The organism is Pseudanabaena cinerea FACHB-1277 (assembly GCF_014696345.1).
Taxonomy (GTDB): domain Bacteria; phylum Cyanobacteriota; class Cyanobacteriia; order Pseudanabaenales; family Pseudanabaenaceae; genus Pseudanabaena; species Pseudanabaena cinerea.
Genome location: NZ_JACJPY010000101.1, coordinates 1 through 13211 on the forward strand (window position 1 = coordinate 1; position 13211 = coordinate 13211).

General features: G+C 43.8%; 19 protein-coding genes. 4 read left to right on the forward strand and 15 right to left on the reverse strand.

Translation table 11 applies throughout. From position 1 onward, the window contains the following. Positions 1-774 precede the first annotated feature (774 nt). Genes H6F44_RS19965 through H6F44_RS19975 form a run of 3 tightly spaced genes read right to left on the reverse strand, consistent with a single transcriptional unit; the run spans position 775 to position 3180 of the window. Positions 775-1506 carry an FHA domain-containing protein gene (locus H6F44_RS19965; protein WP_190352828.1) on the reverse strand — a complete coding sequence of 244 codons (732 nt, stop codon included), beginning with the start codon at positions 1504-1506 and terminating at the stop codon, positions 775-777. 25 nt (positions 1507-1531) lie between these two features. Continuing rightward, entirely contained in the window at positions 1532-2797 is a 1266-nt protein-coding gene (locus H6F44_RS19970) for a vWA domain-containing protein (protein ID WP_190352829.1), read from the reverse strand. Beyond that, positions 2797-3180, reverse strand: a complete 384-nt coding sequence (locus H6F44_RS19975; RefSeq protein ID WP_190352831.1) for a response regulator transcription factor — start codon at positions 3178-3180, stop codon at positions 2797-2799. The genes H6F44_RS19970 and H6F44_RS19975 overlap by 1 nt, the downstream gene beginning before the upstream one ends. A gap of 151 nt (positions 3181-3331) precedes the next feature. Between H6F44_RS19975 and H6F44_RS19980 the strand changes: the two genes are divergently transcribed. Together H6F44_RS19980 and H6F44_RS19985 are read left to right on the forward strand one after the other, a co-directional pair. Further along, a complete protein-coding gene (locus tag H6F44_RS19980; protein ID WP_190352833.1) occupies positions 3332-4861 on the forward strand; it encodes an AAA family ATPase in 1530 nt (509 codons plus the stop codon). 75 nt (positions 4862-4936) lie between these two features. Beyond that, entirely contained in the window at positions 4937-5311 is a 375-nt protein-coding gene (locus H6F44_RS19985) for a hypothetical protein (protein ID WP_190352835.1), read from the forward strand. 213 nt (positions 5312-5524) lie between these two features. Here H6F44_RS19985 and H6F44_RS19990 read toward each other — a convergent pair whose 3' ends face one another. The 11 genes from H6F44_RS19990 to H6F44_RS20040 form a co-directional block, all read right to left on the reverse strand. Continuing rightward, the gene (locus H6F44_RS19990; RefSeq protein ID WP_206754478.1) at positions 5525-6247 is read right to left on the reverse strand and encodes a hypothetical protein; all 723 of its coding nucleotides are present in this window, start codon (positions 6245-6247) and stop codon (positions 5525-5527) included. 13 nt (positions 6248-6260) lie between these two features. Beyond that, positions 6261-6482, reverse strand: coding sequence for a DNA-binding protein (locus H6F44_RS19995; RefSeq protein WP_190352839.1), 222 nt, complete (start codon positions 6480-6482; stop codon positions 6261-6263). Then, entirely contained in the window at positions 6449-9220 is a 2772-nt protein-coding gene (locus H6F44_RS20000; RefSeq protein ID WP_190352841.1) for a DUF3854 domain-containing protein, read from the reverse strand. Before H6F44_RS20000 ends, H6F44_RS19995 begins: the two co-directional genes overlap by 34 nt. Positions 9221-9224: 4 nt before the next feature. Next, entirely contained in the window at positions 9225-9476 is a 252-nt protein-coding gene (locus tag H6F44_RS20005; protein WP_206754479.1) for a hypothetical protein, read from the reverse strand. 128 nt (positions 9477-9604) lie between these two features. After that, complete coding sequence (locus H6F44_RS20010) at positions 9605-10003, reverse strand: hypothetical protein (RefSeq protein WP_190352845.1); 399 nt, start codon at positions 10001-10003, stop codon at positions 9605-9607. 111 nt (positions 10004-10114) lie between these two features. Then, positions 10115-10378, reverse strand: a complete 264-nt coding sequence (locus tag H6F44_RS20015) for a hypothetical protein (RefSeq protein WP_190352847.1) — start codon at positions 10376-10378, stop codon at positions 10115-10117. Positions 10379-10422: 44 nt separating this feature from the next. After that, entirely contained in the window at positions 10423-10704 is a 282-nt protein-coding gene (locus tag H6F44_RS20020) for a hypothetical protein (protein WP_190352849.1), read from the reverse strand. Positions 10705-10708: 4 nt separating this feature from the next. Continuing rightward, positions 10709-10849 carry a hypothetical protein gene (locus H6F44_RS20025; RefSeq protein WP_190352851.1) on the reverse strand — a complete coding sequence of 47 codons (141 nt, stop codon included), beginning with the start codon at positions 10847-10849 and terminating at the stop codon, positions 10709-10711. A 5-nt stretch (positions 10850-10854) separates the two neighbouring features. Then, positions 10855-11130: a hypothetical protein gene (locus H6F44_RS20030; protein WP_190352853.1), complete on the reverse strand. Its 276-nt coding sequence runs from the start codon at positions 11128-11130 to the stop codon at positions 10855-10857. Between the two features lie 4 nt (positions 11131-11134). Further along, positions 11135-11362, reverse strand: a complete 228-nt coding sequence (locus tag H6F44_RS20035) for a hypothetical protein (protein ID WP_190352855.1) — start codon at positions 11360-11362, stop codon at positions 11135-11137. A 4-nt stretch (positions 11363-11366) separates the two neighbouring features. Further along, positions 11367-11534 carry a ribbon-helix-helix protein, CopG family gene (locus H6F44_RS20040; RefSeq protein WP_190352857.1) on the reverse strand — a complete coding sequence of 56 codons (168 nt, stop codon included), beginning with the start codon at positions 11532-11534 and terminating at the stop codon, positions 11367-11369. Positions 11535-11663: 129 nt separating this feature from the next. Here H6F44_RS20040 and H6F44_RS20045 point away from each other — a divergent pair, with 129 nt between their 5' ends. Both H6F44_RS20045 and H6F44_RS20050 read left to right on the forward strand, forming a co-directional pair. Beyond that, positions 11664-12005: a helix-turn-helix transcriptional regulator gene (locus tag H6F44_RS20045; RefSeq protein ID WP_190352859.1), complete on the forward strand. Its 342-nt coding sequence runs from the start codon at positions 11664-11666 to the stop codon at positions 12003-12005. Positions 12006-12028: 23 nt separating this feature from the next. Beyond that, the gene (locus H6F44_RS20050; RefSeq protein ID WP_190352861.1) at positions 12029-12622 is read left to right on the forward strand and encodes a hypothetical protein; all 594 of its coding nucleotides are present in this window, start codon (positions 12029-12031) and stop codon (positions 12620-12622) included. A gap of 182 nt (positions 12623-12804) precedes the next feature. On the opposite strand, the gene H6F44_RS20055 is transcribed toward H6F44_RS20050, so the two are convergent. Further along, positions 12805-12984 (reverse strand): hypothetical protein, encoded by a 180-nt coding sequence (locus H6F44_RS20055; RefSeq protein WP_190352863.1) that lies wholly within the window; start codon positions 12982-12984, stop codon positions 12805-12807. Positions 12985-13211 lie beyond the last annotated feature (227 nt).

Consider the following 13211-nt stretch of genomic DNA (forward strand, 5'->3'; position numbering starts at 1 on the left):
GTCCTAACCCCATAATTTTTCGTCTTATACTGGTGGTCAGCACACACATCTTCGCTCCCACATTCTGGACAAGCATAGGTAAATAGATTCATTACACTGGTGTTTTTAGCCGAAGTTTATCTTTTATTATTAACTCCATATGTCATATATTGCAATGCTTTTCCCTACTCATTACACGGAACCAGTGCCGCGAAAGGGATGTATTAATTAACTTAGGTCAATTATGGGGAACCCAGAAAAATTTTTATTCCGTGCCTTTGGATCATTGCTGTGATGCCAGCGATGAAACTCTGGTGTAGCAAAACATGGTTATAGAAAAAATGCACAACATCAGTTAACCAGCCATACAGTATAAATAATTTCTGCAAAGGCATACAGACAGTCTCTTATTGCCATGTTAAGTCTATTTATGAGTCTATATATAAGACTTAATCACTTAAAAGGATACACAATAAGTCTTATATGTTAATGATGAGACTTAACATAGGTCTATATTCGAGACTTGTATTCTTAAATTACCACTGAGAAAATATTGCAAACAATGCAATGTGTGGCTTCCAATATTCGAGTTGCGATTTACTGCCAACCTTTTTTAGAATCGCAACCAGCTTTTGTAAAATTTGTCCAATAGCTATAAATCTAGACTTAATATGAGTCTAGATTTATGTCTCTTTATCTCGAAACAAGATAAATGGGATAACGAATAACAACAAATCAAGCAATGGCTATGCCATTGCTTGATTTAAAAAACTTACTGAATTTGGATTTCAAATTTTAGGCTAGTTGGAAAATAAAACTAACTTTGTCACCTTTGCCTAGAGAAATGCGATCGCCTACTCTTAATTTATGGCGATTCCCCGCAGGTAATGGCAAGTTATTAATATAAGTACCATTAGAGCTACCTGTATCTTCAAAATAAAATTCTCCTGCTTCAATCCTAATGTCAGCGTGTATCCGCGAAACGATATCGGAATCGGGGAACCCAGAAACATCAATATCAGGTGGAATCACATTATTAGGTTTGCCAATATGGATGACAGGTAAGTGTGCTGGTATTTCAATCTTGAGGTTGGTCTGCACATGGATGAGTGTTGCCGAGAACTGCTGGAATTGGGTCTTGGCATAGTCGCCACCGCCTATGGTTAAGGGTGTAACTAATTCCAAAGCTGCTGGTTCCCCTAGGTTTGGACTAGTTGGCACTTCACTACTTATGTTTGATTCAGATTCGGGTTCGTTAGAAACACTAGAATTTATATTTGACATGGCATTTGCTCCAACAATTTCAAGGGGGGCGTTGAGATTTTCTTCGCCTGATGTAATTAGATTAAAACCACAATGTCCACAAAATCTTGCACTTGCAAGAACAGTACCATTACAGTTAGGACATTGAATAGTTTGAGTAATGCTGTGAATATTGCTATTGATAATTGGCAAAGGCGTAAAACAGGCTTCGCAATTTATGGCTCCTTCAGGGTTGTTGTGATTGCAGTTAGGGCAGGTAATCATACTCCATTTGTGGCTTATTTTGCGGCTATGTCAGTGATTGTAATGTGGTTTTAGCAGCAATTCTAGTTTGTTTACGATCGCCTTCACTCAAAGTTGTCCCTGTTTGTAGGCGCGTGGCATTATTTTGTAAAATGGTTGAGCCTTTGTAATCGCCCATTTGTAAAGCAGTTTGGGCGGCTGATTGCAGCATGGTTGCTGCACCTACGCGATCGCCCTGTTGCAATTTCTGTTCGGCAAGTTGGGTTTGGCGATATTTTGCCAAGGCAAGGATATGGGTTTGAATTTTAGGATCTGTTTGGGGTGAGTGATCTTGAACTAGTTCCGCAGCGATCGCCACAGGATTAGATAGACTATTTACCTGCGCCAATGACGGGACATCATAACGAACCTGTGCCGTAAGAATGGGAATGTCAGCGCGATCAGGATATTGTTGAACATAGGCGGCAGGACTAATATACAAATTTAACAGAACCACGCGCTCCACGTCGGTCATCAGATCGCCTAAGCGCACGATAATTGCATCCCCTTCGGTTTGATAGGATAGTTCGATCGTATCGGGGGCAACCTGAGCGATCGGTTTTAACTCTGCCAACCTGACATGGGGCGCAACCTGCAAAATTAAATGGGCATTGGTCAAACCGATCGCCTTTACCCTTCGCAATAACCTTTGGAATTCAGATCCCGCAACCTCAGGGGTAGGAATATATCCCATAGAGCCACCCCCCGCATCGGCAATTCTTTCTAAAACATCCTGATTCCAGCTATCACCAAAACCTAAGCTATGCAAAGTCATATTGTATTCGGTGGCAAGACGCGAAAATTGAAAGCAGCGCTCATTGTCCCCATGTTCATTTTCGCCATCGGTTAAGACAAAGATCTGGCTAACCGTGCCATTTTTCCCCTTGCTAGATTCCTGCAAACCTAACTTGATGCCATCGTCAATGCAGGTTCCCCCAGAGGCACGCAAGGATTGGATTTTACTTTTGATCGATTCAAGGCGATCGACATTTTGATTTTCGACAACGACCGAAGCTTTGTGATCGAAACCAATGACGCTAATGCGATCGCGATCGCTCATCTGTGCCAGCAGATCTTGAGCAGCACGTTTAACCGTATCAAGGGGGCTGCCCCCCATCGAGCCGCTATGATCTAATACAAGACAGAGATTGAGGGGCGCATTGCTATTAGCATCAGCAGTAGCGGAAATGGCGATCGCTAACTGCCTTTGGCTACTGCCTTGATGACTATCTAATTGCGAATCGCTCAAACCATAGGTCAAGTTAATACTCATTAAATTTCTATTCCTAGAATTTCACAGGACTTTTCAAGAATCTCATCAGGATCAAAGGGTTTAGTCATATAGATATCTGCACCAACATCTTTACCACGACTACGATCGAACTCCTGCCCCTTAGCTGTCAGCATAATGATAAATACGTCCGTAATCCCAAGCTCGTCTTTCACCTTTTGGCACACATCATAGCCATTCATTTTCGGCATCATTACATCCAGAAAAACTAGGTCAGGTCTTTCTGTTTGGATAGTTTCTAGAGCCTCCAAACCATTGGTAGCTGTCAATAGTTCCACATCATGATCTTCTAACTTTTCTAAGGTCTGCTCCAATAGCAGGCGAATGTGAGGCTCATCATCAACAATTAGCAGCTTCTTGGTCATTTTTAAGCCTATGATCTTCTAAATTTTTTTATATCACTCTTTAGATTATGCCAAAGCCAATCCCTATATCTGTAGATCAATGTATCATTTACTTCAAACAAACAACAAAATTGTTCAAAATTGTTCAAATAATAGCAAGCAGCCTAACCCTATGAACTTTGAAAGGGAACTAAATTTAACCCTTCGCGCCCGTTATCCCCTAATTTATATACCCTCAGCCGAAGAAGAAAGGGTGGAATTAGTGATTAGCAATGTGGCTAAATCCCTTGGGCGCAATGTTTATATTTGGGATTTTGTCGATGGTTATCAATCCAACCCTACCGATACAGGCACTGGTAAACGCAATCCGCTCCAAGCTCTCGAATTAGTCGATAAGGTCGCAAAAGGAGCTATTTTTGTACTTAGGGATTTCGATCGCTTTCTCGATGATGTGGCGATCGCCCGTAAGCTCAAAAATCTTGCCCGTAAACTCAAAGGCGAATCGCAAAATATTATTGTCATTGCCTCACAAATTAATATTCCTGATAGCCTTAGCGAATTTTTTACCATCTTAGAGTTTCCCCTCCCCAATGCCGAAGATCTCAAAACTGAAGTAGAACAGATTGCTCGCTCCGTAAATAACACTGTAAATAATACTGCAAATAACTTGGCGGCTAATGGTACACAACTAAGCACACAGGCAATCAATGACTTGGTGCGGGCAGGTCAGGGGCTATCCTTAGAAAGAATTAGGCGCGTTCTTGCCAAAGCGATCGCCGAAAATGGCTATTTGCGCTCTGAAGACGTGGAGCTAATCCTTGAAGAAAAGCGCCAAAGCATTCGCCAAACTAAAATTTTAGAATTTTATCCATCGACTACCGAAATTAGCGACATTGGCGGACTTGATAACCTCAAGGAGTGGCTATTGCGGCGGGGCGGAGCCTTTAGCGATCGCGCCCGCAAGTACGGACTACCCCATCCAAGAGGGCTGCTCCTTGCAGGCATCCAAGGCACAGGCAAATCCCTCACCGCCAAAGCCATTTCCCACCATTGGCACTTGCCATTACTGCGCCTTGATGTGGGTCGCCTCTTTGCAGGTCTAGTCGGCGAAAGTGAATCCCGCACCCGCCAGATGACCCAACTTGCCGAAGCACTTTCTCCCTGCGTGTTGTGGATTGATGAGATCGATAAAGCCTTTGCAGGAGCAGACGGACGCGGCGACTCAGGCACAACCAATCGCGTATTCGGCACATTTTTAACATGGATGGCAGAAAAAACGACCCCCGTATTTATTGTGGCAACCGCCAACAATATTAGAGCTTTACCTGCCGAACTATTGCGAAAGGGACGTTTTGATGAAGTATTTTTTGTGGGTTTGCCCAATCAAGAAGAGCGATCGCAAATATTTGAAGTGCATCTTCAAAAATATCGTCCTCACAATCTGCGTAGCTACGATATCGCTCGCCTAGCCTACGAAACCCCCGACTTCTCAGGCGCAGAAATTGAACAAAGCATCATTGAAGCAATGCACATCGGCTTCAGTCAAAACCGTGATTTCACCACCGATGACATCCTCGAAGCCGCCAGCCAAATTGTCCCCCTCGCCCAAACCGCCCAACAAGAAATTAACCTTTTGCAAGAATGGGCTGCTTCAGGGAAAGCCCGACTAGCCTCCCGCCAAAAATGGGAAAGCCTTCCTTGATTATCTCTACCCGTAGTTTGGTTAGTAACAACTCTGTATATGTTTCATGGCTATGACCTTAAAGGAGATAAATAAATGAGCATGACCTTTGAGCAATTACAGATTATTGCTGAGCAAGCTTTAATTCTTTCAGAAAGGAATACTCAGTCAATATCAAGGTTAGAGGATTCATTAACAAGGCTGGAAAGTTCCCTTGTGGAAACTAAAGCGATCGCTGATTCCAACGCGAGAGCTATACAAGTAACAGCCAATAAACTAGATGAAAAGTTTGACCAGATTGCTAACGCGATTATCAGAGATCAAGACAGAATCAGAAAGCTAGATCAAAGATATCGCAAGCAACAGGCAGAAATTAAAGGGTTAAGGCTAGAGACAAGACGGATTTTAGAGCGCTGGCTAGGTGAACCATTCCCAGATGATCCAGACTTAGAAGATGATGAACCCGAATAAATAAAGGGCGGTACTTCGTACCGCCCTTTATTTATTCGCATAGCTTTAAAGAGTAAGCCGATGAACAGATTTGAACTGTCGACCTGCCGATTACGAATCGGCTAGACTATTTTCTGGATTGCTTGCTATAAGCTAATTTTAGGCTAGTGAAAAAATGACTAGCCTAAAATTAGGACTAAATACGCGGGGGGATTAACATTTTGCTGCTCTGTTTTATTCATCCCCTAGGACAATGCGTGACCTGATCAAAACCTCCCTTTTTGCATCCTGTCGCTGTGCTTCTTGAAGATCTTCAATGGAGTCAAACCCCCCCCATTTCGCCATAGCTAAGTCATCCTTGAAAATCTCAAAGCCATAATCATCTCCAAATTTCAAATGTTTTACATCCTTTTTGTATAGGTTCCTAAAAGCTAAGTCATTTTCAGGATCATCTTTTAGAGAATACAAAGCCCCCATCCCACCCAAAGGCTCCATAGCTTCGGCTAAGGTGTCCCCAGAGCTTTCCATGTTATCTGTATGTCCGATGCAAACAACTACATGAAAGCACGGCAAATTATAGGACTTAATAAGATTTGGCTTTACAGGCTCAGAACCGCCTAAAAGCGCAAAAAGATCGCCTTGTGGTTTTTTCATCGATCTATTGAGACGATCTCTTTTTGAATTAATAGCGTGAGGATCACAGCGAAAAGCAACCTTGACAGATCTTTGAAGCCTCCTTGAGAAAGCTGTTTCTAATTCTTTGCGCTTCTCTTTAGCCCGATTTTCAATCGAGTTACTGCGTTCTACAGCTAAGCATACTCTTACTGTTTGATGATCAATTCCCACCACAAATGCGTTCATGGTATGGACGAATAACGCCCTTGTGGATGGTTGCACAATAGCAAGAACGCTTTCCCAGATCAGATCAAGATCATAGTCGACAGGTTTTGTCTCCATCATTTTTTACTGCTTAGGTTTCCAAAATTTTTGAACATTTTTCAACGTGCCAAATATAGGCAGGGCGGGCGGCTATGGGGTTTTTCTTGCGGTAATGCTTACCAGCCTTGAAAATTCCCTTGCTGCGTAGCTTTAGCAACTGGCGGCGGGTTATGCCAAGTTGCAAAGCTGCTTGATCGGTGTCAATCCAGTCACTCTGCCTCACGCCATCACCTCCAGCGCGTGCATTAGCCATTCAGCATCAACCACTAATGAGGCTTTCATTGATGGGTGCTTGATTTCGGCTTGTAAAATGCCTTGGTTATAGGTCAAGTCCCTGACTATGTAGCCTCTATCGGGCAGATTGCGGATTTTGTGGAATTTGTCGCACGCCGAGGCGTATCGCCAAAAGTCCACACGATCGCCAATTTTTAGCTGTGGTTGCTGCTGATTAGATTTTGAATAATTGTTTTTTGGTTCATTTGGTTCAGGTGCTTCAAAACCATTGCTGGGTATAGCTTGGTTTGGTTCAGCCTGAAAATTATTTGGTTCATTTGGTTCAGCCTGAATCAAGCCTGAACCAAAATCAAATCCTGAAGCAAAATTATTTGGTTCAGGATTTGGTTCAGCCTGTGAAATTCTTGTTGCTTCTTCTTTTTCTTCTTCTCCTGAACCAAATGAACCAAAATTAGGTAAATCTGCAAATTGCTGTGATTGAATGCCAGTAGCAAAAAAACCATATTCTGTTTTCTCGCTAAATTTGGCGTTAGGAAACAGTTTGGCTATTGCTGACCTCATTAATCGCGGCGCTTTGACAAACGGATCATATTTATCGCCCTCGTCCAGCCATTGCAAGCGCTCCTTGCCTGTGGCTGATTCTTCGATCTCTAAAATGCCGTTGTCCACATACCATTGCTTGAGATTGTTGAACAAATCGCCCAATCTAATCCGCCCTTTGCCATACTCAAGCCCGATCTCTTTTGCCCACTTGAGCAAGTGGCAAGAGTCTTCACGCGCCGATTGAATGGCGGCATCGCAACTGCTGTAATCAATACCGCTATCCATGAGTTCGGTTAGGGACTCTAGCAAGCGGTTGAGCAGGGCGGGGGCTACTTGGGTTTGGCGAAATTCTGGATCGTATTTGTACCGTGGATCGCCTTCTATTTCATCAGGGTTATTGGGGTCGGCATTTTTGACGATCGTTTTATTGAAAGACAAAATTGCATAGCGTGATTTGATAGCTTCCTGCGCCCCCCAAAGCGCTGGCATCTTGTTGACGTTGAAAAGCAGCGCAAAATTCGGGTCTAGTGGTACGGTGTCCTGATTTTTAAATTCAATATCAATCGTGTCACCAGTGACGATCCGCTTGATGACATCTAACTTATCCAAGAGTAAAGCGTCTGTATTCTCAGGACTCCAATTAATACGGCTATAGGCAAGCTTGGCAATGTTGAATTTTCTGCCTTGGTCATAGTCCCTAAAATCGGAAAATCCGCAGGTGGTGACAGATTGTTTGCCAAATATTTCGCTGATACATTCCCGTAGAGCGTCTTTCCCGTTGTTACCGTCACCTTTGAGCAATAGGCACTTAACGGATCGGTTATCGGCTTTGGCTCTGACTGTGGCAAGGTCTAGGGCTGCGGCGCAAACTTTGAGCAGGATCTTTTGTTGATCGGGGTCAAGGACACTTAACAGCCTGTCGCAATAGGTGCGGTCTGCGTCTGGGTCGTACTTGACCCTAGAGACATAGGTATATATGACGCTTGGATCGTGCTTTTTGAGCTTATAAGTCGGTGTACGCCCCTGCCATTGGATCGTTAGCACTCCATTAAGCAGGTTTAGCCCTGATGGGTTGATGTCTGGCAAGTCCACCCCACAAGAGTTTTTAAACCATTTCAAAACCCCATTAACGCTCTGGTCATTGGCATAGCGATATGTGTACTTTCTAAGCCTTGTATCGTAGTACTTGTAATCGTTGCAAAATCGAAAAATACGCCGCTTTTCAACAGCATCGCTAGACGGTTCGTAATGAGACCCAGTCCAACGGTGAAGGACATCATTGAGGCAGACATAGCGCTCATTTTTATAAATTGTGGCGATCGCTATTTGGTTAAAGTGCTGCTCGGTTTCAATTTCCTCTGGTTCTTTGGCTGCATCATTTGCTGCCTGTCGGCGGTATGCCTCAAAGGTCAAGGATTTTGAATAAATTTTGTCAAGTTCATCGGCTCCGAACTCGCCGATAAAATCATCAATACCTTTTGCCAAGCTTTCATCCCATAGCATTACATTAGGAACTGAGCCACTGGCGGCGATCAACCTGCCAAGGCGATCTAATTCTTTGCGGACTGATTGCTTAGAGTGAAGATCGGAATCATAGGCGAGATAGACGCGGCGACTGACTTGGCAAAATGGCGCTAGATATGGGTTTAACTCGCCTAAATATTGACCATTGCTCACACCAGCGATAGAAATGGATACAAAGGCATTGCTAAGTAATGAGGCGGCTTTCTTGGCTCCCTCGGTGATGAGTACGGGTATTCGGGGATTGTCTAGCACCCATTGCCAAAAGCCTTTTTGATATGCCTCTGGGAGTATGGGAACCGCCCATTTTGCGGCGATTCGCTCCCAAATCTGATCGGGAACTTGCAAAAAAAGAGGCTGACTAGCCTCGCCTTTGCCGTACCTTGATTCGTATTTGATGGGTTTGCCATCATCGTTAGTTCGCGGGTTATCGGGTTTGACCTGCACACCGAAATGTACTGATTCACGATCAAAGGGATTTCTACCCCAAACTGCCCAACAGGTGCGATCTTCTTTGGTTTGCTTTCCTGCGGCTCCCCTTGGGGTTTTCCAGCCTAGCAGGTGGTTTATTGTTCTGTGATCGGTGATGGTGTGCAGGTTTGCATCAATAATTAGCTCGTCGATGGCGCTGTCTAGCCATTCTTGGCGGTGTTTCTCATTCGGTGGATCGATGATGATGTTGGATGGAGCCATGATTTTAGAAAAGCTTTTGTTGATTGGGCAGGGATGTGTCGGCAAGGTATTGATCTACTTGCTTTTCAAGTGCTTTCGATTTTTCCAAAAAGCCTTGGGTGCGATGTTTGAAATATTGGCGCTGGTTGTAGCGCATCTCGCGCACCAGTTCGACAAATTTGGCGTGTGTCATGTCTAAGTCCTTGTACTGTTTTCGATTGTGCAAAATGTCGGAAATCATCCTGTTTATCTGCTTTGCATAGGTTTCAGCCGCCATTTTTTGCTGCAAATAATCAACGTAATAGTCTTGTTTTTTCGGCATATAGTTTTGATTGATTAGATCGCCTAACTACTCATGGGTAATTAGGCGATCGCGTTTGATAATCTGAAATTTTTTAAACTTCACTAAAAATCGTCATCCCAAGTGGGGAAAGACTTGCCATCCATCTGACTGATGGCATTGGCGCAAATCTCGGCGATGTGCTTCATGCGGAAGTTTCGGGCGCGGTGGGTGAGCCAATGCCCATCAGAGCAAAGTGAGGAAAGCAGCATGAGGTTGATCGCTCTGAGAGTAGCGATCGCATCACGTTTGATAAGCATGAACTCGCGCTCTGTATCCCTTTTACGCTCTTTGAGTTGAGCGTTTAGGCTTTGGATTAATGCGCGATCGTCTTCGGCTTTGGACAGTAGATCGCGATTGCGGCTTAATAGAGCATCATTGACGGCTTTTTGAGCTTCAAATAATGCTCTCCAGCTAGGGTTAGTGGGAATTAAATCTGGGTCCCAATCTTTAAGCTCTGACATGGTGGATTTGATGGGTATTGTGTGCGTGGATCGCCGCAAGATCTGGGGTCTTGGGAGTAGGCAAGGGCGGCAGGTGCTGCCGCCATGAATAGGGAAAGGAGCAAAAGGTATTTAGCCATTGAGTTCACTCATTAACATAAGTGACAAATTCTCAATAAATTGCAGGGTTTGACGCAGGGTGAGAGCCTTTAGCCACTGGGTTGTGGTGGCGCTTAGGAGCAAATAGGGATAAGCTTCAAAGCGCTCTAAAACTTCTTCCCCTAGCTGTGCCAAGAGCATTGCTTTAGCTGGTGTGGGTTGGTCGCAAATCTCTTCGGCTACGTCTTGGGGGACTATCAGGCTTAGGCGTTTTACGGGTAGATCGGTTTGAGTCATGGGGTTTGTGTTTGAAAAAATCAAAAAAACGGGTTTCGACAGGGTTAATCATTGAAATTGGACTCTTGTTGAGAGTGCAGCCACTCTAAGCGCTCGGCTGCCCAGCGCATTAGCGCTATTTGCTGGCTGGGCTTGAGATCTTCAATAGCTTGATCGGCTTCATTGCTAAAGCAGGTACAGAAAACAAACCCGTCCGGGCTTATTTGCAGAGTTGCGATCTCGCTGATTAGATCAGCGATTTTGCAGAGATCGCCGTTGATGAGTTCTGCCTCGATCTTGGGGGCAAGTTCAAGGCTGTAAAAGCCTAGGGGGTTTGGACAGGGCATAGAGTTATCCGTTTGTGAGTTGAATCTGGGCTTGTTCTAGGGTGAGAATCGCTTCTTCGATCAGGTCGGCGGCAACTGGATCGGGGCATTGTTTTTTGAGGTTGTTCAATGCCTCAATTTGTTTTCTGAGATCCTTGTATGTCATGAGGGTTAGGGATGATGTGTGCCTTTTGCCAAGTAATCAAGGCGTTCAGCCAGCCAACGAATTAGGGAAATTGTTTGTTCTGGCGATCGCTGATTGATCCAGTCATCTGCCTCTTGGGAGAGGTCATTGGTGGTGATGTCGTCTGTGCCACAAGGGGTGAGCGTGTAGGTAATTTCGTTGAGCAGTTCAGCCGTCTCAACGTACTCAAGCTCAACGATTTCTTTCTCAATGCTTTCGGGCATTTCTAGGCTGTAGTAGCCTGCGGGATTTGGGTATGGCATAGGTCTAGCGAATGGGTAAAAAGTCTTGTGGGTAATGGTCGTCAAACTCTGGGAGTTTGCTTGTGTCTTGGAGAATTTTTCTCATGGTCAATGGGACTAGTCGCCACCATCCTTTGTTGTTTTCCTGTCCAAAGAGTGCATCGGCGATCAGTGTGCCGTCAGGGTTTCTACCGACTAGGCGGATGATTGTGCCTTGTTCGGTGGTTTGGCGGTAATGGGGGTAAGTAGTCATAAGGTTATGGCTCAATGACATCTAATTTTTTTAGAAAATCCGAATTAGAAAAGCAGTATCGAAAAGCTTCTTCAGCTATTTCGCTATTGCTTCGATTGTGTTTAGCAGCAAGCACTCTAAGGTCTTTAGCTAAGTCTCTTTCGATGGTGATTTGTGTTTTGGTTTTACTCATAGCTACCTTGCAATTAATGAAAGCTACCTTGCAAACAACGTAACACAATATCAACTAGCTTGCAAGTATTACAAGCTACCTTTCATGCTAGTCGTGTTAGGCTATTTGCAAGCTACCTTGCATAAAAATATGAATATAGAAGCTAGAGAAAGACTGGGTTCTCTGGTTGTACAAGCCAGAGGAAATTTATCAAAATCTGCTTTTGCAGATCTCTTGGGAGTGAGTCATACTTCTGTATCTTCATGGGAAAAAGGCGTTTATATGCCTGATGTAAAGAGCCTTTTGCGTATATCGGAGATGGTAGGAATGACTGTTGAAGAATTTGTGTATGCAGTAGAGGGCAAACCCAAAGCAAAAAGTTTTGATCAAATGGTAGACAAAATTAAGTCATTGCCACTCAAGCAGCTTGCTTTAATTGACAGGGCTGTAAGTGATCGCTTGGTAGCGATCGCAGAGAGTACAGGTAGATAAAATATAAATTTAAGAGGTGCGTCATGGGATGGATGCCAAGGGGTATTAGTTGGTTAAGGACAATCTTGCTGATTTTTATTGCAGTAGTAACAGGGGTATTAATAAGCGGATTAGAGAATTTACCTAGAAACATATATCGCGCTTCTCAAATTCCGAGCTTGTTTTTAATAATTTTGGCTGTTGTAATACTCATCCCCTGTGTTGCCTATGCCTATATTCATTGCTGGCTGTTAGGCAACAAACCCGATGGATGGGCTAAGAAAATACCATCACCAGTAAGTATCAAAGAAGCAGCATTAACCTATGTAGTTACTTATTTTGGTTTACTTCTAACTCTAGTAATAACCTCACCTTTTGCTCCAAACCTCTCTCAGTACGATGTTTACAGATATAGAGATGACTTGCAAAGATTTTATTTTGTAATTAGTTTTAGTTGGTTTGTAGTAAGTCTGTATATGTTTCATGCTTACGATCTGATAAGTAATCCTCAAGCAAAAAAATCTGTTGATAAATCAAAGCCCGAAACACCTAAGAGCAAAGTAAGTTCTGTAGATCGTGACTTAATTAATCTCAAAAATAAGACTGGCATTCATTTCAAAGAGCCACCTAAGAAATAAACACCCAAGAAGCAGCTACCGTAATTAATTACGACACAAAGAAAGGCGATCGCTAATTTAGCGATCGCCTTTCTTTGTGTTTATTTATTGGTGAGGCAAGGTTTTCACTTGCGTATCGTGCCAAACGGTCACGCAGTCCTAGCTTTTTCTAGACGACCCACAAAAATATTATAGGCGATCGCCTATGGCACGAAGAAAGCCGCCCAAAGCATCTTTACACCACCCGTTAGCAACGACAGGGCAAAGCCACTAATCAGAAAATCTAGAAACCCAAACTGCGGCAAATTGCGAACAATCGGGCGAAGGATAAAGATCGCCGCCGAGACCAGCGCCAAACCCAAAAAGAATAACAACAGCTTCATGATTTAACCTTGACAAAAATGATCGAAAGTAGTGGGGAGAGTCCCATTAGTGACAACTGGAAAATTAGACCACTTGCCATCATTGCCAGAAAGTAAGGCAAGATGCTCCAGACACACCAGAGAAAAATTGACACTCCCCGCCGTAGAACGGACGGGGATTCCTGATTCATTGAGACAACTTACCAAGCAGACTTACATCAACTTGGCAGAGGTCGAACTCTCCCCAG

Coding starts and splice junctions, on each gene's coding strand:
- H6F44_RS19965 (WP_190352828.1), bottom strand. CDS start 1,506: ATGATTACCTGCCCTAACTGCAATCACAACAACCCTGAAGGAGCCATA.
- H6F44_RS19970 (WP_190352829.1), bottom strand. CDS start 2,797: ATGAGTATTAACTTGACCTATGGTTTGAGCGATTCGCAATTAGATAGT.
- H6F44_RS19975 (WP_190352831.1), bottom strand. CDS start 3,180: ATGACCAAGAAGCTGCTAATTGTTGATGATGAGCCTCACATTCGCCTG.
- H6F44_RS19980 (WP_190352833.1), top strand. CDS start 3,332: ATGAACTTTGAAAGGGAACTAAATTTAACCCTTCGCGCCCGTTATCCC.
- H6F44_RS19985 (WP_190352835.1), top strand. CDS start 4,937: ATGAGCATGACCTTTGAGCAATTACAGATTATTGCTGAGCAAGCTTTA.
- H6F44_RS19990 (WP_206754478.1), bottom strand. CDS start 6,247: ATGGAGACAAAACCTGTCGACTATGATCTTGATCTGATCTGGGAAAGC.
- H6F44_RS19995 (WP_190352839.1), bottom strand. CDS start 6,482: ATGGCTAATGCACGCGCTGGAGGTGATGGCGTGAGGCAGAGTGACTGG.
- H6F44_RS20000 (WP_190352841.1), bottom strand. CDS start 9,220: ATGGCTCCATCCAACATCATCATCGATCCACCGAATGAGAAACACCGC.
- H6F44_RS20005 (WP_206754479.1), bottom strand. CDS start 9,476: ATGGCGGCTGAAACCTATGCAAAGCAGATAAACAGGATGATTTCCGAC.
- H6F44_RS20010 (WP_190352845.1), bottom strand. CDS start 10,003: ATGTCAGAGCTTAAAGATTGGGACCCAGATTTAATTCCCACTAACCCT.
- H6F44_RS20015 (WP_190352847.1), bottom strand. CDS start 10,378: ATGACTCAAACCGATCTACCCGTAAAACGCCTAAGCCTGATAGTCCCC.
- H6F44_RS20020 (WP_190352849.1), bottom strand. CDS start 10,704: ATGCCCTGTCCAAACCCCCTAGGCTTTTACAGCCTTGAACTTGCCCCC.
- H6F44_RS20025 (WP_190352851.1), bottom strand. CDS start 10,849: ATGACATACAAGGATCTCAGAAAACAAATTGAGGCATTGAACAACCTC.
- H6F44_RS20030 (WP_190352853.1), bottom strand. CDS start 11,130: ATGCCATACCCAAATCCCGCAGGCTACTACAGCCTAGAAATGCCCGAA.
- H6F44_RS20035 (WP_190352855.1), bottom strand. CDS start 11,362: ATGACTACTTACCCCCATTACCGCCAAACCACCGAACAAGGCACAATC.
- H6F44_RS20040 (WP_190352857.1), bottom strand. CDS start 11,534: ATGAGTAAAACCAAAACACAAATCACCATCGAAAGAGACTTAGCTAAA.
- H6F44_RS20045 (WP_190352859.1), top strand. CDS start 11,664: ATGAATATAGAAGCTAGAGAAAGACTGGGTTCTCTGGTTGTACAAGCC.
- H6F44_RS20050 (WP_190352861.1), top strand. CDS start 12,029: ATGGGATGGATGCCAAGGGGTATTAGTTGGTTAAGGACAATCTTGCTG.
- H6F44_RS20055 (WP_190352863.1), bottom strand. CDS start 12,984: ATGAAGCTGTTGTTATTCTTTTTGGGTTTGGCGCTGGTCTCGGCGGCG.